The sequence below is a fragment of the Flavobacterium sp. YO12 genome, from assembly GCF_004119495.1.
Lineage (GTDB): Bacteria > Bacteroidota > Bacteroidia > Flavobacteriales > Flavobacteriaceae > Flavobacterium.
In genome coordinates, this window is record NZ_NRQU01000014.1 from 57,035 (window position 1) to 79,292 (window position 22,258).

24 protein-coding genes are annotated in these 22,258 nt (G+C 33.0%); 6 read left to right on the forward strand and 18 right to left on the reverse strand.

What is annotated here, in order from left to right; all coding sequences use genetic code 11:
* Window positions 1-163 precede the first annotated feature (163 nt).
* The 16 genes from BOW55_RS06605 to BOW55_RS06675 all read right to left on the reverse strand — a co-directional run bounded on the left by BOW55_RS06605 (window position 164) and on the right by BOW55_RS06675 (window position 16,476).
* Window positions 164-1,351 (reverse strand): BamA/TamA family outer membrane protein, encoded by a 1,188-nt coding sequence (locus tag BOW55_RS06605; RefSeq protein ID WP_129023494.1) that lies wholly within the window; start codon window positions 1,349-1,351, stop codon window positions 164-166.
* Window positions 1,352-1,418: 67 nt separating this feature from the next.
* Window positions 1,419-2,384, reverse strand: a complete 966-nt coding sequence (locus tag BOW55_RS06610; RefSeq protein ID WP_129023495.1) for a transporter — start codon at window positions 2,382-2,384, stop codon at window positions 1,419-1,421.
* 57 nt (window positions 2,385-2,441) lie between these two features.
* Window positions 2,442-2,759, reverse strand: coding sequence for an AraC family transcriptional regulator (locus tag BOW55_RS21275; RefSeq protein ID WP_241686497.1), 318 nt, complete (start codon window positions 2,757-2,759; stop codon window positions 2,442-2,444).
* A complete protein-coding gene (locus tag BOW55_RS06615; RefSeq protein ID WP_241686498.1) occupies window positions 2,749-3,636 on the reverse strand; it encodes an AraC family transcriptional regulator in 888 nt (295 codons plus the stop codon). The genes BOW55_RS21275 and BOW55_RS06615 overlap by 11 nt, the downstream gene beginning before the upstream one ends.
* Before the next feature lie 143 nt (window positions 3,637-3,779).
* Complete coding sequence (locus BOW55_RS06620; RefSeq protein ID WP_089053634.1) at window positions 3,780-4,358, reverse strand: DUF4136 domain-containing protein; 579 nt, start codon at window positions 4,356-4,358, stop codon at window positions 3,780-3,782.
* A 254-nt stretch (window positions 4,359-4,612) separates the two neighbouring features.
* Window positions 4,613-5,362, reverse strand: a complete 750-nt coding sequence (locus BOW55_RS06625; RefSeq protein WP_129023496.1) for a DUF6515 family protein — start codon at window positions 5,360-5,362, stop codon at window positions 4,613-4,615.
* Between the two features lie 20 nt (window positions 5,363-5,382).
* A complete protein-coding gene (locus BOW55_RS06630; RefSeq protein ID WP_129023497.1) occupies window positions 5,383-6,123 on the reverse strand; it encodes a DUF2092 domain-containing protein in 741 nt (246 codons plus the stop codon).
* Between the two features lie 26 nt (window positions 6,124-6,149).
* Window positions 6,150-7,550: a DUF2252 domain-containing protein gene (locus BOW55_RS06635; protein WP_129023498.1), complete on the reverse strand. Its 1,401-nt coding sequence runs from the start codon at window positions 7,548-7,550 to the stop codon at window positions 6,150-6,152.
* Between the two features lie 126 nt (window positions 7,551-7,676).
* Window positions 7,677-8,504 carry a hypothetical protein gene (locus BOW55_RS06640; protein WP_129023499.1) on the reverse strand — a complete coding sequence of 276 codons (828 nt, stop codon included), beginning with the start codon at window positions 8,502-8,504 and terminating at the stop codon, window positions 7,677-7,679.
* Window positions 8,505-8,599: 95 nt separating this feature from the next.
* Window positions 8,600-9,619: an HAD family phosphatase gene (locus tag BOW55_RS06645; protein WP_129023500.1), complete on the reverse strand. Its 1,020-nt coding sequence runs from the start codon at window positions 9,617-9,619 to the stop codon at window positions 8,600-8,602.
* Window positions 9,620-9,687: 68 nt separating this feature from the next.
* On the reverse strand, window positions 9,688-11,373 hold the full coding sequence (locus tag BOW55_RS06650) for an arylsulfatase (RefSeq protein WP_129023501.1): 1,686 nt from the start codon (window positions 11,371-11,373) through the stop codon (window positions 9,688-9,690).
* A gap of 571 nt (window positions 11,374-11,944) precedes the next feature.
* The gene (gene pyk / locus BOW55_RS06655) at window positions 11,945-13,378 is read right to left on the reverse strand and encodes a pyruvate kinase (protein WP_129023502.1); all 1,434 of its coding nucleotides are present in this window, start codon (window positions 13,376-13,378) and stop codon (window positions 11,945-11,947) included.
* A gap of 5 nt (window positions 13,379-13,383) precedes the next feature.
* Window positions 13,384-13,872, reverse strand: coding sequence for an IPExxxVDY family protein (locus BOW55_RS06660; RefSeq protein WP_089053625.1), 489 nt, complete (start codon window positions 13,870-13,872; stop codon window positions 13,384-13,386).
* Window positions 13,873-13,997: 125 nt separating this feature from the next.
* A complete protein-coding gene (gene rnc / locus BOW55_RS06665) occupies window positions 13,998-14,738 on the reverse strand; it encodes a ribonuclease III (RefSeq protein WP_089053624.1) in 741 nt (246 codons plus the stop codon).
* Between the two features lie 9 nt (window positions 14,739-14,747).
* A complete protein-coding gene (gene fabF, locus BOW55_RS06670) occupies window positions 14,748-16,001 on the reverse strand; it encodes a beta-ketoacyl-ACP synthase II (protein WP_129023503.1) in 1,254 nt (417 codons plus the stop codon).
* 238 nt (window positions 16,002-16,239) lie between these two features.
* Window positions 16,240-16,476: an acyl carrier protein gene (locus BOW55_RS06675; protein WP_007137004.1), complete on the reverse strand. Its 237-nt coding sequence runs from the start codon at window positions 16,474-16,476 to the stop codon at window positions 16,240-16,242.
* 175 nt (window positions 16,477-16,651) lie between these two features.
* On the opposite strand from BOW55_RS06675, the gene purN reads away from it, so the two are divergent.
* On the forward strand, window positions 16,652-17,230 hold the full coding sequence (purN, locus tag BOW55_RS06680; protein ID WP_129023504.1) for a phosphoribosylglycinamide formyltransferase: 579 nt from the start codon (window positions 16,652-16,654) through the stop codon (window positions 17,228-17,230).
* Between the two features lie 126 nt (window positions 17,231-17,356).
* Window positions 17,357-17,836, forward strand: a complete 480-nt coding sequence (gene rnhA, locus BOW55_RS06685; RefSeq protein WP_129023505.1) for a ribonuclease HI — start codon at window positions 17,357-17,359, stop codon at window positions 17,834-17,836.
* Between the two features lie 50 nt (window positions 17,837-17,886).
* Here rnhA and BOW55_RS06690 read toward each other — a convergent pair whose 3' ends face one another.
* The gene (locus tag BOW55_RS06690; RefSeq protein ID WP_089053620.1) at window positions 17,887-18,234 is read right to left on the reverse strand and encodes a DUF6249 domain-containing protein; all 348 of its coding nucleotides are present in this window, start codon (window positions 18,232-18,234) and stop codon (window positions 17,887-17,889) included.
* Between the two features lie 274 nt (window positions 18,235-18,508).
* Here BOW55_RS06690 and BOW55_RS06695 point away from each other — a divergent pair, with 274 nt between their 5' ends.
* From BOW55_RS06695 to BOW55_RS06705, 3 genes are read left to right on the forward strand one after another with little or no spacing between them, the layout of a single operon-like run.
* Window positions 18,509-19,096 carry an RNA polymerase sigma factor gene (locus BOW55_RS06695; RefSeq protein WP_129023506.1) on the forward strand — a complete coding sequence of 196 codons (588 nt, stop codon included), beginning with the start codon at window positions 18,509-18,511 and terminating at the stop codon, window positions 19,094-19,096.
* On the forward strand, window positions 19,080-19,475 hold the full coding sequence (locus BOW55_RS06700) for a hypothetical protein (protein ID WP_129023507.1): 396 nt from the start codon (window positions 19,080-19,082) through the stop codon (window positions 19,473-19,475). The genes BOW55_RS06695 and BOW55_RS06700 overlap by 17 nt, the downstream gene beginning before the upstream one ends.
* Window positions 19,476-19,483: 8 nt before the next feature.
* Window positions 19,484-20,407: a S9 family peptidase gene (locus tag BOW55_RS06705; protein ID WP_129023508.1), complete on the forward strand. Its 924-nt coding sequence runs from the start codon at window positions 19,484-19,486 to the stop codon at window positions 20,405-20,407.
* A gap of 80 nt (window positions 20,408-20,487) precedes the next feature.
* Here the strand turns inward: BOW55_RS06705 and BOW55_RS06710 are convergent, their stop codons facing one another.
* Window positions 20,488-21,066: a hypothetical protein gene (locus BOW55_RS06710; protein WP_129023509.1), complete on the reverse strand. Its 579-nt coding sequence runs from the start codon at window positions 21,064-21,066 to the stop codon at window positions 20,488-20,490.
* Between the two features lie 244 nt (window positions 21,067-21,310).
* Here BOW55_RS06710 and BOW55_RS06715 point away from each other — a divergent pair, with 244 nt between their 5' ends.
* On the forward strand, window positions 21,311-22,234 hold the full coding sequence (locus BOW55_RS06715; RefSeq protein WP_129023510.1) for a PfkB family carbohydrate kinase: 924 nt from the start codon (window positions 21,311-21,313) through the stop codon (window positions 22,232-22,234).
* The last annotated feature ends 24 nt before the right edge of the window (window positions 22,235-22,258 follow it).

The following is a 22,258-nucleotide window of genomic DNA, read 5'->3' on the forward strand; positions in this document are numbered from 1 at the left end:
TGTTACAAAACAATTAAATATTAAAGTATTTGTGCGAAACACAACTGTTAATTTTTTCTTAATATCTCTTATTATCAAAGTATTTATTACAAAAAGCCTCTATAGAGATGTCTATAGAGGCTTTTGTCTTAAATTTTTAAAAAGTAACTTCTTACATATATTTTTATCTTAACCAATTACTGCCAAAAACAATATAGTAGGCCCAATCTTCTGGACCTCTTGCCACATCAACTCCCATTCTGAGCTTAAACTTTCTGGCTATCAAATATCTAAATCCTGTTCCGTAACTATACACTACTGGTTTAGCAAAAGCTTTATCCCAATCATTAAATGCGCTGGCTACGCCGCCAAATCCCATTAAACTCCATCTTCGGTACAAATCCCATCGTAATTCTCCTTCGGTTACAATACTGGTTTTGCCTTGATATCGAGCGGCAGGAATTCCTCTTAAATTAATACCGGGACGAAGATAAAAAGGCGGACTTCCAAACGCCTGCTCTCCTTCTATCCTAAGCCCGCCAATTAATTTTTTAGTTAAAGGATAATAACCTATTGCCGATAAATTAACGCGCCAAGCATCATAATCACTGCCTATTGCATCATCTGACCAAAAAAAGTCTGACTGCAGTCTTATCCCTTTATCTGGTGTAAATATATTATCACGTCCATCAAACTGAATGGCCGCTCCAAGCTGACTTACTGTGCTTTTAATATCTCCGGGCTGAACAAATGGCGGGGGAATATTTATGTCTGGTAAATTTATTTTAGAGTTTAAAAAAAGATACTGCGGACCAGCACTCCACTTAGCATTTTTAAATTGCTTTAGCCATTGTGTATAAAAAATAGTGGATCTGAAATTGAGTTTGAATTCCTGATCGCTTCCGTTTGGCAGATTGTTTTCATAAAATGATAAATTCATATCGCCGTAACCCGCCATAACGCGGTATAATATTCTAGGTTTAACTAAAGTTGCTGAACGAAAAGCTCCTGCCATCCAGCTTTTATTTCCAGTATACATACCAATACCTCCTGTTATATCAGGATTTATAAATCTCTTTTTACCATTTTCATCAATTACCGGAGGGCGTTTTTTAAGAAAAATTGGCACTAGTGCTCCTCCTATTCCGCCCAAAGCGGGTTCGGTAATAACGGTTGGTACCACAATAAAACCGTGTGCGTAAATTATATAATCACTTAAATCAAAAGCTCCATCTAGAGAATCTTTTACACTTATATGCTGTTTTTGTCCCATAATTGTATGACACGAAAAAAGGCAAAATGTAAAAATGAAAATTAATTTCTGAAAAAAAACTCTGTTTTTTATCGCGGGATCTGAATAGTTTTTTTTCATTTAAATTAATTTAAGATTTATTTTATAAATAAGCATCAACCATTTAACCTGCAATTAGTTTCTTAAACTATTCTTTTGCAAAACTGAAGACATGAGCCAATGTTAGAAAAAAGGTATTTCCTTGAAATCTGTTTACAGCACCAATCTCTGAAACCCAGCGTAATCCTGCTGTTGTTTTACAACCAATATGAAAGTAATTCACCTCGGCACCTATTGCTCCAACTCTGTCTTTGCTTGGTTCAAGCACTAAAGTTCCAGCTGGAATTTCGTCATGTGACACTTTATACTGTAAATAATAAATTAATCCCGCATTAAGTATTCCTTTGGGAGCCGTTTTTTCTGTATTCATCATATAAAATGTTTTGCCTAAACCGCCTTCAATACTTAAAATATCTCCCGTTTTTACATTAGTGTCTTTCTTTTTACCATTCATTTCGTAAGCCGCTAAAGCTGAAAAATGAAACGTTTTTTTATCATTAAAAAACAAAGTTGTTCCTGCCGAAAGTTCATTCATAAACATTCCAAGTCCGCTATTATCGCTCGCTCCAAGTTCATATTTTCCTGTTGGAAGATATAATTGATAACTAAAAACAAAATCTGCTCTTTTATTATGCCATCCTAATTGAATTGGTTGCACAAGCATATCTGTAAAAGCAAAAGGGCTTTTTGAATCGACATAACTGCCTTGAATAGTGTTTGACGCAAAAGCTAATAAGATTGTTGCTCCGTAATTAGCTCCTAAAATTTTGAAATCACTTACATAATTAGCTCCGACACCTGTAATAAACATATTGATATCTGGATTTGCAATTGATTTATCTCCATCAGAATTCCGTAAAGAACCTGCTTCATAAAAATACCCCGGCACATACAAACTCAAATTATTGGCTGGCGCCTGAGTTCCAGATTGTAATCCTGATGATCCTAGTATGTGCCCGCCTTTTAATTGCGAATGTCCTAAAAAACAAACAAATAAAAGAAGTAATGTCAGTGTCGATTTTATTTGTCTGTAACTATTAAATTTCGTTGTCATAATCTCTTAATTTAAATTTAGTACTACTTCAAATTCAATCTAGGCAGATAATTCTTTTTAGTTTGGAGACTGTTTTAAAAAATAGGAAGGTGACTTTTCAGGGCTAATTCTAATAACTCTAAAATATTCTGAAGGAGATTTTCCGGTATGTTTAATAAAAGCTCTAAAACAAGTTGTTCGGGATTTAAATCCTGAAGCCCATGCCATTCCTTCTAATGATAAACCCTTCCAGTCAGAGTCATTGATTTTTTCTTTAAAAAACTCAATTCTTTTTAAATTAATGTAGTCTTGAAAATGAAGATTAAATTCTGAATTAATTAAATTAGAAAGATTGTTAACTGAAATTCCTGTTTCATCAGCTACATCACGAATCACTAGATCTTTTTTCTAAAAAGAGTTTTTTTGAATCAAATATGCTTTCTAATTTAGTTATATAGATTTGTTTTTTTTCTGGTGTTAACTCTTTTACAATAGGCAATGTGTTTTTTACTTCTCGAGATGCAACAGTAATTAGACTGTCCTCAACAAAATCAAGAGTATCAGCTGTATTTTTATCATAAAAAATATGAGGTGTAAAATAAAGCCACCCAACAGTAAAAATAAGAACCAATGAAATTAAAACACAGCAGGAAAAATCGACAGTACCTGCCTTGTTAATCAAAAAGAAATGCACAAAAAGAGTCGAGAATAAAAACAAGATCATCAAATTATAAATTCTGATCCATTTTAAGGTCTTTATTTTATGAAGATGATTGCCTTTAAATTTTTCTAAATCATAATTTAAAATCATCATGGTCTGACAAAAAGCATACATCAACCAAGTGCCTAAACTCAGGATTGAGAAAGGACTGTTGACTTTGGCAGAAACATAAACAATAAAATTACTATCACTATAATTTCCTATCCATACTAAAACTGTCAGCAAAAAGTAAACAACAAATGGCACAAAATGCAGCCAGTCAAATTTTTTAAAAACAATCTCTGGAAACAATATACTTCTAACGTATAAAAATGCACTGGGAGCAGCCAGAAAAATAAATGATTTTGTAATCATAAATAAATCTGGAAAGGCTTTAAAAATATTTGCCGATAAATAAAAGTTGTAAATACTGACAACAGTCAGGCTAAACAAAAACAATCCTAAGAAAAAACTTTTTGAGTAGTTTTTCTTTGAAAACAGAACCATAAAAGAGGTCGCAAAACCAACAATTGCTGCTATAAAAAAGAAAATTGAAAGTACTATATCGGCCATACGCTTTAAGCTTAATATAATGAATATCTTCCTTTTTTCTTGAGTATCTAAATACTTAAAAAAGGGTTACGGTTTACATTTTCATAACAGCTGTACTTGTCCTAAACGAAAAGTACAGCTGTTATAAAAAATAAATTTTAAAGCTATTTTTTTGCTAAGCCGGGAGGAAATCCTGCTAATATTTTTTTAATAGAACTATTAATAAATTCTTCTGGGTTATCTGGTTTATTATCTATTTCGGCATTTCCGATACCTTGCCAAACCAGTTTGTCTGTTTTTGTAGAAACTATATCAATGACTAATGAGCCGTCAACATAATCATAACTATTAAATGTTGTGTTTGCGCCGCCCATCATTGCACCGCCTCCCCAATATCCGTATGGACGATACATTCCGCCATATCCATAAAAATCTGTGTTAGCAGAAACTGAGGTTTTATTTTTTAAGATTGAAACAGCATTTACTTTTAAGTCAGGATTTGAACTTTCAGTAAATCCTTTTGAGATCATTTCAGCACGAATTGCTTTCGTAACTCGGTCAATATTTAGTTGGTTTACTTGACCTTGTTGTGTTTTTAAATCATAAACTGCAAAAGTTTTATATTCACTAAAATTTGCAGCGTGATCATAATCGGTTGTAACTTTTACTGTTGGGGAGCAGCTATAAAGTAAGCCCAATACTATCATTGGGATTATGCGAAGATTTGTTCTTTTAATATTCATAGTGTGGTATTTAAATTAATGATTAAATTAGTTTAACTTCAAATTATTAAAATTCCGAAAAATCTGAGAATGAACGTCTATATAACTCTTAAACTGTATGTTACCAATGTTAACTTTTCGTAAACAGCTTATTTTTACACTCTCAAAGATAAATTATTTTATTTAATTTAACATAATTGTTTGCAAAATATTCTTACTTATTTTTACCAAACATTCATTTTCTAATACAACTTAAATTAGCAATTGAACCTTTTCTATTTACCTTGTACGACTACATAACTATCTTGGCCGTCTTTTGAAATTGGCTGATAGTAAACATTATTATAAATCATATATTTTTGCCCGTCTATTGTTTTCTCTTCAGATCCTTCTGGCAAATGTGTAACTATAGCTCCTACCGGCGCATTTACTACTTTATATTTTGAAGTGTCTTTAGTATAATAAGTTCCTCCATAGTAATAATAGTCAACACCAGACACATTAATAATTACATAGCCTTTCGGCAATTCAGAAATAGTTGCTCCCAACGGCGCTGGAACGACTTTGTAACCGCCTGAATCTTTTACATAATAAACTCCATCATCATAATTGTATTGATTATCCTCAACCGAAATCACAATTGCCGCTGTTGTTAATGTGGCTGCAAAAAAACCAATCGGATACCATGTTGGCCCCCAATAGTAAGGAACAAACGGATGATAGATGTAAGGATATGGCACTGGATAAGGGTGAAACGGCGGCGGAGGCAATGGTCTAGGATAAGGATGCGGAGGTATTGGTCGTGGTCCGGGAGGTATTGGACGCGGCCCTGGAGGTATTGGCCTCGGTGTGGGAGGAATTGGCCGTGGTGATGGCGGATGTATCGGCATGGGTCTAGGCATCACTGCGTGAGGTGTAAAATGACCAAATCGCTGTGCATTTGCAGATTCTGGAACAATCAGCATTATTACAAATACTACAACAGCAACAAATACTTTTATATGTTTTAGTAAATCTAATTTCATAATGATAGAATTTTAGATGATTATTTTTTCGTCTCTCTTTCCTTAAGGGGAACTTTTACTGCCTTTGGCGGAACTGCAAACTCAAACATATAATCAGGAAAATCTGGATTTACAACCCAATCCTTATATACCGCTTCGTATTGAGGCTTGTCTTTGTCATTAATATAAACTATTACCATTTTTACAGGCAGGAAAAAATCATCGCTTCCAATCCAGAATTGAAAGCTTTTGTTTTTATCTGTACCTGCAATATGAAAACACTCTTTGTCATCAATAATAGTTTTGCCTAAATAAATTAGATTTCCTTTTTCTGCTTTAAGGTCCTCTAAGAATGTTTCGTAGAAAAAATCGGCAGCAGGAAATTCAATTCCAAATTTTTTACTGGTTTCATCAATCGTTTCTATAACAGATTTTGGTGCTGCTGCAGTTGCATAGGTATTATTATCAAAAGAATAATAATATAAGCTCTTGCCATCATACCATAAACTTCTGTTTCCTTTATCTCCAGTTGAAGTAATTTTCATTTTATCTGGAAATTTGATCGAAACTTTTTCATTTATCGAATGCTTAATTAATCCCAGACTTTCGTTAGAAATATCATAAGTCATTATCGACCTAAAACTGCATGATTTTATGTATTGCAATGATTCTGTGGTTCTATGCAAAATATAAACTGCCGCAGAATCAATTCTTGTTGTCTGGCTTTGCGTTGTAATTGTTATAATAGCAAAACCGATTAAAAACATAATTTTTTTACTCATACTTACAATTATTTAATTAACGAAAATTATATTTCTGCCGAAATAGGCAATCTTCCTTCTTTTACTGCTTCAACCAATTTATTATAATCCAATTCGTTTTGATGGGCATATGCGATCGAAAATTTTGCAATCGCATTCGCAAATTCATCGTTGTTTCCTATATATCCCGACAATATTGACGGATCTCCTGATCTCGCATGAGCTCTTGCAAGCGCCCACCCGCAGGCTTTTGCATAATCAGCCATGTTTTCTGCTTTCATTATTTCGATAACAGGTTTTATTTTAGCATCTCGAAGCTGACGGATATAAAAAAACCTGCCTCTATCATCATTTGTCCATCCTAAAAACATATCCGAAGCCGACTGCATTAACTTTTGTCCCATTACAATTCGTTCTCCTTGATGCTTGTATTTTCCTTTAATTTTTACATTGGGCTCCAAAACACTTTGTCTGGCTTCTTTAAACTGTAAAAAAATAGGTTCACCAGTTGCGGACATTAATAAACTGATTCCGCAAAGTGTTCCAACACTTCCCACACCTACCACTTTTATAGCAAAGTCATGTATTGTATATCGGCTTAATAAAATCTGTTTATCTTCAGGAAGCGATTCTACATATCGTTTATGAATTAATTTAGCTTCTCTTAAAGTATAGTTTTGATCTGTTCCTGACGGATGATAAATTAATGGCGGATCATCTTTTATTTTTGCTCTAACCCCATCTAGATAAGTCATTTTTGCAAACTCTTTTTCATGCGCTGTAGATTCAGCTGCTTTTTTTATTCGTTTTTGCTGAAACTCTTTTAGTTCTTCATCTTTTCCTAATTCAATAAGTTCTGCCAAATCAATATCGGCATACCAAATTTGAAGTGCCGATAATTTACTGTATTCAAGCATATGTCTTTTATAACTGTCGGCAACATGCCAAGCAAATTCTTTACTGGTTTTATTTGAGAACTTTCTCCATTTTCCTGCTATAGCAAAACTTGCCGCGAGTCTTTTTACATCCCATTCCCAAGGTCCTGGAAAAGTTTCATCAAAATCATTAATATCAAAAACCAACTTACGTTCTGGAGTTGCAAAACCGCCAAAATTCATTAAATGACAATCGCCGCAAAGCTGTAAATGTATTCCTGTACTTGGAGTATTAACTAAATCTGCGGCCATAATTGCGGCCGCACCTCTATAAAATGCAAAAGGAGATTCAATCATTCTTCGATATCGAATAGGCAGCAAATCTTCAATTCGACCAATACTGGTTTTTATTAAAATTGCAATAGGATCTTCTCGATCTTCGGAAGCTGACCATTCTTGATGAGAAGAACGAGACACATCTTTTCTGATCGCCGTTCCCTTATCGTAGCGTTCTGCTTTTGATGCCAAAGGATCAAATAAATTCTCGTTGTTATCTTCTGCTTTTTCGGTCATAAAAACAATTTAAATTTTACTTCAATACAAGCACATCTGTATTGATTATCCCAAAGTTTTATTATTACATCTCACAATAAATAAAAATTCAATTCAAATAGGAATCAAAAATAAAAACCAAAAAATTTAAGATCCCGGAAATATAAATGCTACCACTGCTCTAAGTCCCCAATCTGGTCTTATCGCCGAATGGCCGACAATTGGTATTAAAGGCATAACAGCAAATTGCATGGTCTGACCTCCTAATTTGGTAATCGCACCAACATTTGGACTTACTGTAATAAGAGTTGTATTTCCTTGCCAATTTTGCGTAATTTCTGAAGTAAAACCTAAACTGGCACCACTTTTATAACTGTGTGTTAGAAATATTTGTGTGTAAAACTGATTGAAATCTGCTCTATCCGCATTTCCTGCTACAGACCAAATTTGATTGGCTAAAAAACCTATAGAAAGTCCCTTTCCTTGATGCATTACTAAAACGCTCGGTCCAATTCCGAATTTTTCTGTTCCTAGAAATTTTTCGGTGGCAGTTGGTACTAAAAAAGCAGGACCAACTCCTAAGATAATTCCTTTAGTTTTAGGAGCAAAAAAGGCTGTTACAGTTGCATCGCTTAAACCGAATTCATGTGTATTTTCTCCCGTAACATCTTGCTGATCTACAACAGGAAGAATATAACGGGTAATTAAATTAAGATTCTCACTTAATTTAAAAGGAACAACAGGCTGTATATTGATTTGATATTTTGATCCGTTATAAGGACCAATCCCATAAGTAAGATTATTTTGCAGCGGAACACTAATTAAACTCGCAACAGGATTTGCCATTTTATCGGCAAGTTCTTGAGCACTTGATTCGGCTTTTGATTCTTCTTGTGCAAATACAGCTAAAGTTGAAAGAAAAAAAATAGCACCGAATACTATTTTAGTCGTGTTTTTTGAGATTATAGATTTCATAGTGGTATTTCTTTTAAAAAGATTTTTAATCATTCAAAGCATACAGCTTTTAAATTTAAAAGCTGTATCGCTTTAAAAACCAACCAAAACCAATTTTATTTGTCTGCAAAAACTTTTTTCCAATCGTCTTTCATGCTTATAACATGATATTTATATTTTGCAGCGGTATTTAATGACAAATTATCTTTTTCCTGATAATTGTACTCTCTAATAGAATCATTATGGTTTACAATTAATTGAAAAGATGGATATTTACTTCCTGAAGAATATCTAAGCATAGCAAGATCGCCAGCTCCGCCTTCATTTCCGCAGGCAAAAACAGGTCGTTGACCAATGTGCAATTGTATCCCGACAGGTTTTCCTTCTTTATCATTAAAATGATCTAAAGCTGGTTCTCGTAAAACTGCATTTTTAGCATCATCAAATTTATATTTGAAAGAAGTTCCAACTACTTGATCTTTTGGAATTCCATAAAAATCCTGAGATATTGCTCTAACAACTTCAACCGTTCCACCAGTTACAATGAAAGTTTTGAAACCATTTGCACGCAAATAATTCAAAAGCTCCAATTGAGGCTGGTATCTGATTTGTTTTAGCGGAACATTTTTACCAGGATATTGGGCACCAGCAAAAAACTCTTTTGTTGATGCTTCAAACTCATCTTCGGTCATGCCTGTATGAGTTGCAGCAACTAACTCTATAAGAGCCTTATCTCCTCCTTTTTCGAAGAAAGTTTTATCTTTTTCTACTACGGCCTTAAAAGGCTGTTTTTGTGCTAAAGCTGGATTAGCTTCAACCATTTTTTTCACACGATAAAAAGCGAATAATTCCTGAACATATGGTTTTTCAGCCCAAAGTGTTCCGTCGTTATCAAATGTGGCAATTCTACTTTCTATCGGAATAAAGTCTGGGCTTCCTTCTTTAGTTACTTTTTCAACATACGCAATAATGTCTTTTTTCAAAGTTCCGTCGTTCCAACTTGGCAATGGATCACCGCTAGTTGCAATAATATCAGTACTCTCTTTTGGATTTGCAGTTGTATTTTCTTCTGATTTATTTTTACAAGAAACAAACAAAAATAAAAATAGAGCTGCGAGATATAATTTCCTATACATAATGTGAGTCATTAAATAGCAAAGCCCAAATTATTAGAATAACTCAGGCTTTACTTAAGATTATTACTTTATTTTTTCTTTTTGGATGTAGTCTCCGCTTCTTCTTTTACTTTAGGAAGAACGTTTTTCTCGATGTATTTTTGAGCCTTAATATCTTTCATTGCCTCTTCCATAATCGTATATGCAGAGAAACTTGGCGGAATTGATCTTGGAGGATATTCTTTAAACGTTTCTGCGAATACAACTACATCTTGTATTGCGCCATACATTAACTGCACATGATTCATTTGCCAATCCCAAAATGTATTCGACGTTATATCTGCTCTTTCAAAAGGGTCTTGATATAAGTTGAATATCTTTTGCAATCTAAGCTTTGTAAAAGGCTCTGCCCAAACTCCCATTGTACCTCCTAAACGCTGCTCTGCAAAAACATATTTATAATCTCCTTCTCTCAAACCTACTAATAAACCATCATCATCGGTATAAAAGAATTTGTCTCTTGCACTTTTTGGTGTTTTACCTTCTAAGAATTTACTTTGATCAAAACCATCTAAATGTACTTTATAGTTTTTTCCGTTTGCGCTATATCCTTTTAAAAGTTTATTAACGATATCTGGCTCTCCTGCTATTGACGCAAAAGTTGGTATCCAGTCGTTATGGCTCATTAACTCAGTTGTTACTGTACCTGGTTTAATGTGTCCTGGCCAGCGAACAATACATGGTACACGGAAAGCTCCCTCCCAGTTGGTGTTTTTTTCTGAACGGAATGGTGTCATAGCTCCGTCAGGCCATGTGTTCATATGTGGTCCGTTATCTGTTGAATACACTACAATAGTATTATCTGCAATCCCTAAATCATCTAAAGCTTTCAAGATACTTCCGATAGTTTCATCATGCTCGATCATACCGTCAATATATTCACTATCTCCATGAGTGTATCTTCCTCTGTGTTCAGCTCTTACGTGTGTACGAAGGTGCATACGAGTAGCATTGAACCAGCAGAAAAATGGCTTTCCTGCTGCATTTTGTCTTTTAATAAAATCGATTGCTGCTGCAGAAGTTTCATCGTCAACAGTTTCCATTCTCTTTTTAGTAAGAGGTCCTGTATCTTCAATTCTTTGTTTTCCAACTCTTCCAAAACGAGGATCTGTAGTCGCATCATCAACATTTGTTGCTGTACATTTTAAAACTCCTCTTGGACCATATTTTTTCAAATATTCTGGATCTTTAGGATAATCAGGCAATTCTGGCTCTTCTTCAGCATTTAAGTGATACAGATTTCCAAAGAATTCATCGAAACCATTTACTGTTGGTAAACTTTCATTACGATCTCCTACGTGATTTTTCCCAAATTGTCCTGTTACATATCCTAACTGTTTCATTATTCCTCCAACTGATGGATCTAACTGGCTCATACCCATAGGTGCACCTGGAAAACCTACTTTTGTAAGTCCCGTTCTAAGACCGTGTTGTCCTGTTAAAAAAGCAGCACGTCCTGCAGTACAGCTTTGTTCTCCGTAATAATGCAAGAAACGTATTCCTTCATTTGCCAAACGATCAATATTTGGCGTAGTATATCCCATCAATCCGTCACTATAGGCGCTAATATTGGTAGTCCCAATATCATCACCCCAAAGTACTAAAATATTGGGCTTTTTACTGCTTTGCGCACTCATCTGAGCTGCTGCAAAGCATGTAAATGCAAACAATGTCATTGCATTTTTAAATTGACTTTTAAACTTGATTTGTTTCATGGTAATTGAATTCGTTAATAATTATGCTTGTCAAGAAGATTAAATAAATTCGTACAAAAATTATTTATAAAAATTAATCAGAAAAAAATATGTTTACTAGTTAAGTCAAGTTTTTTAAATTATTGCGAGTGGGGGAATTTGCAACAATAATTTTTTAACTTTTTATTAAGCATTTCAAATTTATGCAATAAAACACGAGATGTTTGTGTTTGTACGGTTTTACTTCGTTTCATTTTATAACTTGCAACATCAAAACTGTTTTAATCTGCTACTATTTGTTTCAAATTATAGATTGCAACTTCTAAAAAAGTGCATAATGAAGCTGTTAGAATGTTGTTTTTTTAAATCAGTCTAAAAAAAAAGAGCCTAAATTTCATGCTTTTTTAGATTAAATAACTTTGAAATACTATAAATTCTAAGTCGATTTTGCCAAAAAAGCAACTAATTTTGGCTTAAGTAGTCGATTTTGCAACATTAATATGAAAGAAAAAACTTCGAATCAGAAAATTTTATCCAAAAAAAAGCCATCAAAATGATGGCTTAATTATAATATATATTATGTTTTAAAAAACTATTCGATTTCAGAAACTCTCATGGTGTTAACCATTCCTTTATCTTTAATTGGCATAGCAGCAAGATTAATCAAATAATCCCCTTTTGAAGCATATCCCTTTTCAACAGCGATTTGATTTACATCTGTAACAGTATCATCTGTGCTTTCTTCATTATCATAAAAGAATGATTTAACTCCCCACAATAAATTCAATTGTGTTAAGATTCTTCTGTTTGAAGTAAATACTAAAATGTGAGCAGTTGAAGGTCTCCAAGCCGAAATTTGGAAAGCTGTATAACCACTATTTGTTAAAGTACAAATTGCTTTTGCCTCAATTTCATTTGCTAATAAAGCCGCTTGATGACAAACTGTTTTAGTAACGAAACGTTTTGTTTTGATTTGAGGTGTATTTTGTGGAACGTGAATAAGTTCTGAATTTTCTACTGCCTCACAAATTTGAGTCATTCTTTGAATTACCTGAACTGGATAATTCCCTGTTGCGGTTTCTCCAGACAACATTACAGCATCTGCACCATCCATTACTGAGTTAGCAACGTCATTTACTTCTGCTCTTGTTGGTGTTAAACTTGTAATCATTGTTTCCATCATTTGTGTTGCAACGATAACAGGAATTCTAGCTGTTTTAGCTCTGCGGATCAAATCTTTTTGAACCAATGGTACTTCGTGAGCAGGAAGTTCAACTCCTAAATCTCCACGTGCAACCATTAAACCATCGCAATATGCTACAATTTTATCCATGTTCTCAAGAGCTTCCGGCATTTCAATTTTAGCAATAATTGGAATTTTAACGTCTGAATGTTTAGCGATTAATTCTTGTAAATCTTGTAAATCGCGTGGTGTTTTCACGAATGAAAGTGCGATCCAATCTACCTTTTGCTCAATTGCAAAAATCGCATCGGCGATATCTTTTTCAGTTAAAGCTGGTAAAGAAATTTTTGTGTTTGGAAGATTAACCCCTTTTTTAGATTTTAATTCTCCACCTTGAATTACTTTAGCAACTACTTCTGTTTTTTTATCTGTAGAAACAATTTCAAAAATAAGTTTACCATCGTCAAGCAAAATACGCTCACCAACATTTACATCATTTGGAAAATTTTGATATTTCATGAATGCCTTTTGAGCATTTCCTACAATATCTTCTGCCGTTGTAAAAGTAATTTCATCACCATCATTTACAACAGTTCCTTCTTCCATAACCCCAACTCTAAGTTTTGGCCCTTGCAAATCTCCAAGGATTGCTGTAGTATAACCAAACTCTTCGTTAAGTCCTCTAATAATATTAATTTTCTCTTTTACTCCTTCGTAATCAGCATGCGAAAAATTGATTCTAAACACATTAACCCCTGCATCGATCATATCCTTGATAATCTCTCTTGTACTACATGCAGGCCCAAGTGTAGCAACAATTTTGGTTTTCTTATTTGTTAACATTTTTTTTAAAAAATTAGATTGTTTTTTGATTTTATTTTATTGGTATCCACAGCATAAACTGCTGCAATACTTTCTATTGAGTTTAAATGTTGTTGAATTTCTGAAAAATCGACAGCCTCCTCGCTGTTTTCAATTTTCAGGAAAAAATCTACTTTCTTGAATTCAGGAAGTAAATGAATTGTCGTAGAAACCTCACTTGTTTCATTAGAAAACAAATTCTGGAAATCATTTGTACTCACAGAAATGATCTCATTTTTATTCTGAATCAAATTCCATGAAACAGCCTTTTCAGAATCATAATAATAAAATCTCGAAAAATTTGCCTCGCCTTCTTTAGTTTGAGCATGGATCTCGTTTTTGCTCTTACTTAAGTTAATCGGAAGGTTTTTATTGATAAAATAAGCCAATCTATAATCTTCTAATGAAGTATGAATAGCCATTAAATAATAATCAATTTCGTCAAATTCGTCTAAATCCAATCTATGAATAGCCATGTCATGAAAAATCAAGTTGTAAATATACTACTTCTATCGGAGCATCTATACTTATGAGTCGCTTGTTTTTGTTAATTTATAAACGAAAACGATTTAGCTTTAAGAAAACTACAGCGACTTTGTAATCATTTCTTGTCAATTTTTTCTTGAAATGCAAAATAAGCTCTTTGGGAAGCTTTCTCTTCTGCTTTCTTTTTTGAAGTTGCTCGCGCTCTTGCGATTACTTTATCATCAATGCTTAATTTGACACCAAACAAGCGTTGTCCGTCAATACCATTATCTTCAAAAATGTCATAATGAAAAATTCTCTTTTCTTTTTGACACCATTCAATAACTAAGCTTTTATAACTAATTACTTTTCCTTCTAATCGAGCAATATCAACATAAGGAGTAATTACTCTTTTTTGAATAAATCTTTCACAATACGAATATCCTTTATCCAAATATATGGCACCAACAAGTGATTCAAAAATGTTTCCGTGAATGTTCTCTCCAAAATGCTGTACAGGCACTTTACTTTCAACAAATTGTACTAAATTCAGATCTTTACCTAATTCATTCAAGTGTTCTCTGCTCACGATTTTCGAACGCATTTTTGTCAAATATCCTTCATCTCCATTTGGTGCTTTATTAAATAAATGTGCTGCAATTACGGCACTTAACATAGCATCTCCTAGAAATTCTAAACGTTCATAATTAATCGGATTTCCTGATTCGTCTAATTTATTTGAAGATCTGTGCGTAAACGCTTTCTTATAAAAATCGATTGTAACAGGCTGAAAACCAACTATTTTTTGAATAGTGTCAAAAAAAATCCCGTCTTCTAGAGAACGGGATTTAGAAAATATTTTTTTGATAATATTCATATACGAAAATTAGTCAGCTAATTTTTTAAACAATACACAAGCATTGTGTCCGCCAAAACCAAAAGTGTTACTCATAGCAACGTTTACTTCTCTTTTTTGAGGTTTGTTTAAAGTAAGATTCAATGATGGATCAATGTTTTCGTCAACCACAGTATGGTTAATTGTTGGAGGAACAATACCATGTTGCATTGCTAAAATTGAAGCGATTGCTTCGATAGCTCCAGCAGCACCAAGTAAATGTCCTGTCATTGATTTCGTTGAGTTGATATTGATATTTTTTGCATGCTCACCAAATACAGCGCTAATCGCTTTTAATTCAGCAACATCTCCTAATGGAGTAGAAGTTCCGTGAGTATTGATATGATCAACATCTTCTGGATTCATTCCTGCATCTCTTAAAGTATTTTTCATAACTGCAATAACTCCAATTCCTTCCGGATGTGGTGCAGTTAAGTGATAAGCGTCAGATGACATTCCGCCTCCACCAATTTCGCAATAAATTTTTGCGCCTCTGGCTTTTGCATGTTCGTAATCTTCAAGAACTAACGCTCCTGCTCCTTCTCCTAAAACAAAACCATCTCTAGTAGCGTCAAAAGGTCTTGAAGCTGTTTCTGGACTTTCGTTTCTTGTAGACAAAGCGTGCATTGAGCTAAAACCACCCATACCAGCAATGGTAACAGCAGCTTCAGAACCACCTGATACAATAACATCACACATTCCTAAACGAATGTAATTAAAAGCATCGATTAATGCATTTGCAGAAGATGCACATGCAGAAACAGTAGTATAATTTGGTCCCATATACCCATTACGCATAGAAATATGCGCAGGAGCGATATCGGCAATCATTTTTGGAATAAAAAACGGATTGAATTTTGGAGTTCCGTCACCTTTAGCATAATAAATTACTTCATCTTGAAAAGTCTCTAAACCGCCAATTCCTGCACCCCAAATAACACCAACTCTTTGTTTGTCGATATTATCATCAGTAAGTCCGGCATCTTTAATAGCCTCGTCACTAGCAGCAACAGCATATTGAGCAAATTTATCTAATCTTCGAGATTCTTTACGATCCATAAAATCTTCAATATTGAAGTTTTTTACTTCACAGGCAAATTTCGTTTTATGCTTTTCTGTATCATAATATGTTATAGGAGCCGCTCCGCTAACCCCATTCACAAGTGCATTCCAATATTCCTGGATATTATTCCCGATAGGAGTAAGTGCACCTAATCCTGTTACAACAACTCGCCTTAATGCCATAAATATGTATTTTGTACTTTAAACAAATAAAACCCACGCTTTCTTAACAGTTTTGTTACTTAAGAGCCATGGGCATTACAATATAAATATATCTTTTTGATTGAAAATCAATCGAAATTTAAATTTTAAAAAAATAATAACACCCGATTCTAAAAATTCCAAGTTTTTAAAAACAAATCCCAAGTTTGGGAATTTGAAAATTCAAGTTTGGAATTTTTAGAATTCGGGTGCGGTATTATTATTTTTTAGCTTCTTCGATATAAGAAATAGCTTGACCTACAGTAGCAATGTTTTCTGCTTGATCGTCTGGAATTTGAATATCAAATTCTTTTTCGAATTCCATAATAAGCTCAACAGTGTCTAATGAGTCAGCTCCCAAATCATTAGTGAAGCTTGCTTCTGTTACAACTTCGTTTTCGTCAACACCTAATTTGTCTACGATAATCGCTTTTACTCTTGATGCAATGTCTGACATAATCTTTAATTTTAGAATTTAATTTGTTGGCAAAAATAAAAAACTTTATTTTAAAACAACTATTTAGTTTATAAATGTGACACTAATTTATAAAATTAATTTCAAGAAAGGTCTTTTAAAGCTATTTATTTTCGTTTTTTATTCCGTTTTTTGCATTCTCAAAATAAGCACTATTATGAAAAAAATTATCGTTTTTGCCTCAGGATCAGGAACTAATGCGGAAAATATTATAAAACATTTTGCAAATACTGAAATTGCAAAAGTTGTTTCGGTTTTTACCAATAATGCCTCTGCAAAAGTTATTGAAAGAGCAAAAAATCATCAAATTCCAGTCGAAATCTTCTCAAAAAACGAACTTTTAGAACGAAATGTATTACAAAAAATACAAAAAATCGACCCGGATTTGATAATTCTTGCTGGCTTTTTATTGAAATTCCCAGAAAACATAATTGAGCACTATCCAAATAAGATAATAAATATTCACCCTGCACTTTTACCAAATTATGGAGGTAAAGGAATGTATGGAATGCACATACATAGAGCAATAGTAAATAATAAAGAAAAGGAAACTGGAATTTCTATTCATTATGTAAATGAAAACTACGACGAAGGAGCTATTATTTTTCAAGCAAATGTTGCATTAACTGAAGAGGATACCCCAGAAACAGTAGCCGAAAAGATTCACGAATTGGAACAAAAACACTTTCCGGAAATAATTCAGACTATCCTAGAAGATTCAAACTCTAATATTTAAACCATATAAGTCATATAAGAATATATAAGTTTGACGCTTAAATAACTATCGTCATATTCACAAAGAAATATAAGACCGTATTTTTAAATGAACTTATAGTACTTATATGGTTAATCAAAAATTAAAATGACCCAACACGAAGTACATATATACACTGATGGTGCTGCCAAAGGAAATCCTGGAAACGGCGGTTATGGCGTAGTGATGGAATTGGTAGGAACACCGCACAAAAAAGAGTTTTACGAGGGCTTTCGTCTTACGACTAATAACAGAATGGAGCTTTTAGCAGTAATTGTCGGCCTTGAAAAACTAAAAAAACCAAACATGAAAGTTCTTGTAATTTCAGATTCTAAATATGTAGTAGATTCTGTTGAAAAGAAATGGGTTTTAGGATGGGAAAAAAAGAAATTTGCCGGCAGAAAAAATCCTGATTTATGGAAACGCTTTTTGATTGCTTACAGAAAACACCAAGTCGATTTTAAATGGATTAAAGGACACAACAATCATCCTCAAAATGAGCGCTGTGATCAATTGGCTGTTATGGCATCAATGCAGCCCAAACTCTCTGTAGATGTTTATTACGAAACCATAGGTTCTAAGGAATAAAAAAAAGCATCAATATAATTGATGCTTTTTTTACTAACTTAATTTCCTGCTTATTCTTTATCTAAATCTTTTGCTGTTTTAAATCCTGTCAAAAGCCCAATTCCTGCCATTATAAAAATAATTGAAGGATAAACTGCTCCGTCCTGAAGAGATGTATAAGTAGTTATAAGTAACGCAAGAAAAATTCCAACACCGCTGCCTATTAATAAGAAAGCAAAATTTACCACAAAAATTTTCCAAACCGGAACACCGCTTCCTTTTCCCTGCAAAAAGATACTGGCATCTACCCCTTTTTCTATAAGAGCCAAACGCTCTCTATTTCTTGTTGAAAAGATTAAATAAACGATCCCGAAGATCATTAAGAAAAGACTAATTGGAATTAAAATTTTTTCGTCCATGATGTTTTGTGTTTTTAATTGATTGATATACCCATATGACGAGGCTTTTTAAATTGAGGTTACACGTTTTTGTAAAAACTTTCAAAAATTAAATTCAAAATCCCAAAAATCACTGATAATCAGTTAATTTTGAATATGTTTTTCACAAGACAAACTTTGTCAAAGTTTTAAAGATTGACAAAGTTCAACACCGCAATTGGAATTTCCTTTTCATATTTAAAATTTATTTTTAAAATGTTGTAACCTAAATAAACAAACTGTCGTCCTATATAATATGAGCACACTAAATGATCAACATTATATCGATAAAATTTTGCATGGCGAGACAAAAGCTTTTGCCATACTTGTTGATCGTTATAAAGATATGATCTTTACATTGGCGCTCAAAATGGTAAAAAATCGAGAAGAAGCGGAAGAAGTTGCACAAGATACCTTTATTAAGGTTTTTAGTTCTTTAAATAAATTTAAAGGTGATTCTAAATTTTCGACCTGGATTTACAAGATTGCCTATAATACTTGTTTGGACAGATTGAAGAAAAACAAAAAAGAAGATCTAAACATTTCGATTGATGATTTTTCTTCGCATTTAATCAAAACCATGGATAATGCGTTAAGTCTTTTAGAAGAAAAAGAACGAAAGCATACGATTCAGAAATGTTTAAACTTATTACCCAATGACGAAAATTTCCTTTTGACTTTATTTTATTTTGACGATCAAAATTTAGAAGAAATTGGAAAAATCATGAATATATCAGCAAATAATGCGAAAGTAAAATTATTTAGAAGCAGACAAAAATTAGCCGTAATTTTGAGAAAGCAGCTAGAACCAGAAATAATAGAATGTTATGAAAGAGAGCGATAAAAATATAGAACAACTTATTGATAAAATGATGGCTGAAGAAAAACTGCAGTCACCATTATTTGATTTTACTTCTAAAATAATGGCTGAAGTTCATTTGTTAGAAGAGAAGAAGATCAAAACATACCAACCCTTAATTTCTAAACCTGTTTGGTTTTTCATAGGAGCCGCAATAGTTGCTTTGATTATTTACATATCTCTTTTTTCAGTTTCAGAAAATAATCTAGAAATTGGAAAATTATATACGGACAAAATTGGAAATGCATTCTCAGGAATTAATCTTTCTAAAACCACATTGTATGCTGTTTTGATAGTTCCTTTTATGGTTTTAATTCAAGTTGGGATTTTAAAAAATTATTTTGACAAGAAATATCAACTATAGATTTAAAGATGAAAAATAAAACGTCATTTTTTAAACCCCTTCTAAGAGCAACAAACGCACACTCCCATTATATCTTACTATTGTTGTTAGTATTTGTTACTAATTACACAGCAGCAGTTCCGCCAAACTTTACTACTAAGGAAATAAAATTTGTTAGTGAAGGAATTTCACTTGCGGGAACTGTTTTTACACCTAACAATATACAGGCTGCCGTTGTGATTGTTCATGGATCAGGGCAAGAAAAAAGAATGATAGACTTTGCAGCAAATCTAGCCAACAATGGAATTGCAGTTTTAACATATGATAAACGCGGCGTTGGAGAATCGGCTGGTGTATATGCCGGACCTGAAGTTGGGACTAACAATGTTGATTTCTGTAATCTAAATCTTTTGTCTTTAGATACAAGTGCCGCTGTAAATACTTTGTCCAAGCATTTACAAAATGATCAAATAGCAATAGGTTTAATAGGAGGCAGTCAAGCTGGATGGATAATTCCATTGGCCGCAGAGAAAAACAAGAAAGTCAAATTTATGACCATATTTAGCGGAGCGCTTATAACCGTTAAAGAACAATTGAGATTCCAATTTTACACAAATGGAGACAACAAATTTTGGGATACACACTCTGAAGAAGAAGCAAGAAAACACGTATTCAATGACCCTGACAAATATGAGTTTGTTGACACAAATCCTAACGATGTTCTTTCTAAACTATCAATTCCGGGATTCTGGATTTTCGGAGGCAAAGACATTCAGGTTCCCGTGAAACTATCCATCGAATATCTTAACGTGTTAAAATCCAAAGGAAAACCTTATGAATATAAGTTACTTCCAAACTTGGGCCACAACACAGCCTTTTCAGATGATCAAGAGCCTATGAAAGATGCCATCAATTGGATTAAAAATGTAAATAAATTAAAGAATCATAAATAAAATCACTATCACTGACAATTACTATAACATATTCCAAACTTTCTAAAAAATTATTTTGAGAAGAAGTATCAGTTGTAGTTTTATTTAAAAGAATCTTCTCTTTTTCGAATATAATCAATTCCTAAATGACAATCTGAACTTATATCGTATTTGTTTATATATAAAAAATATGTTACTGATAAATATTGTCCTTCTTTTAAATTTGATTTATTAAGTATTAGTTCTTTTTTTCTTAATGATGGTTTAGCATATTTCTTCAAAAATTCATTAAATCCTAAATTTGAATACTCTTTTTTTATTTCAGCATTTAGTTTAAACCGCTTAGGATACTTTGGATGTTTAAATAACTCTTTATCCATAATAAATTCATCGTTTAAAACTGCATTTAAGAAATCTTTATACGATTTAAATTCAGTAGAATAATATTTTTTATAAAAGAAATATAATTCATTCCCATTTATCAAAACAATTTCGTTGTTAGTAATGCGAAAATATAAATCTGTAAATGAAGCCGGTATAGGAGGTAATATTACAACTCCGTCTTTTATTTCACCACGATCTGCTAACATTTCAATCATTTCTTCAGAAAAATTAGGCTCTTTTCTTTCGCAGGAAATCAAAAGACAAAACAACAGTGATAAGGTTATAATTCTCTTCATAAATGAGATTTGAGGTTTAAACAAATCTAATAAAAATATGCAGCGTTTTTTCCAAAATATATATTGCAATTTAATTCTGAAAATGATATTTTGAGCATTCAAAAGAACCTTAGATAATTTACTCATTCCCAATAGTTTTAAGTTCTAAATCGCTATCATTTTTTTATGAAAATTTTGAGAACTTAAACCATTGCAATATTGCAACTTATGAAGTATCTTTGCACCCTAATTCGAAATTCATAAAATGAATAAATTATTGATTGTTGGAACAGTTGCTTTCGACGCGATTGAAACTCCTTTCGGAAAAACAGATAAAATATTAGGTGGTGCTGCAACGTACATTGGTTTATCAGCATCCTTTTTTAACTTGCAATCGGCCATAGTTTCTGTAGTTGGCGACGATTTTCCTCAAGAACATTTAGATCTTTTAACTTCAAAAAAAATCGATATCTCTGGTATCGAAATTGTAAAAGGCGGTAAAACCTTTTTCTGGAGCGGATTGTATCACAACGATTTAAATTCTAGAGACACTCTTGTAACGGAGTTGAACGTTTTAGCTGATTTTCAGCCAAAAGTTCCTCAAGACTATAAAGATGCTGATGTTGTGATGTTAGGAAACTTACATCCGTTAGTACAAAGCAGTGTTTTAGACCAAATGGAGAAAAAACCAAAATTAGTAGTTTTAGATACTATGAACTTTTGGATGGATTGCGCTCTTCCAGAATTATTAGACGTTATTAAACGTGTAGATGTTATTACAATCAATGACGAAGAAGCAAGACAACTTTCTGGTGAATATTCATTAGTAAAAGCAGCGGCTAAAATCCAAGATATGGGACCAAAATACGTGGTGATCAAAAAAGGAGAACACGGCGCACTTTTATTCCACAACAGAGAAGTATTCTTTGCACCAGCTTTACCTTTAGAAGATGTTTTTGACCCAACTGGAGCAGGAGACACTTTTGCTGGAGGATTTTCAGGATTCATTGCACAAAGCGAAAACATTTCGTTTAACAACTTGAAAAATGCAATTATTTACGGTTCGAATTTAGCTTCATTTTGTGTAGAGAAATTTGGAACTGAAAGGATGGAAACATTAAGCAAAGCCGAAGTAGCGATTCGATTACAACAATTTAAGTCGTTAACTCAGTTTGACATAGAAATATAATGCCTAAGAGCCTCGATAAAACGG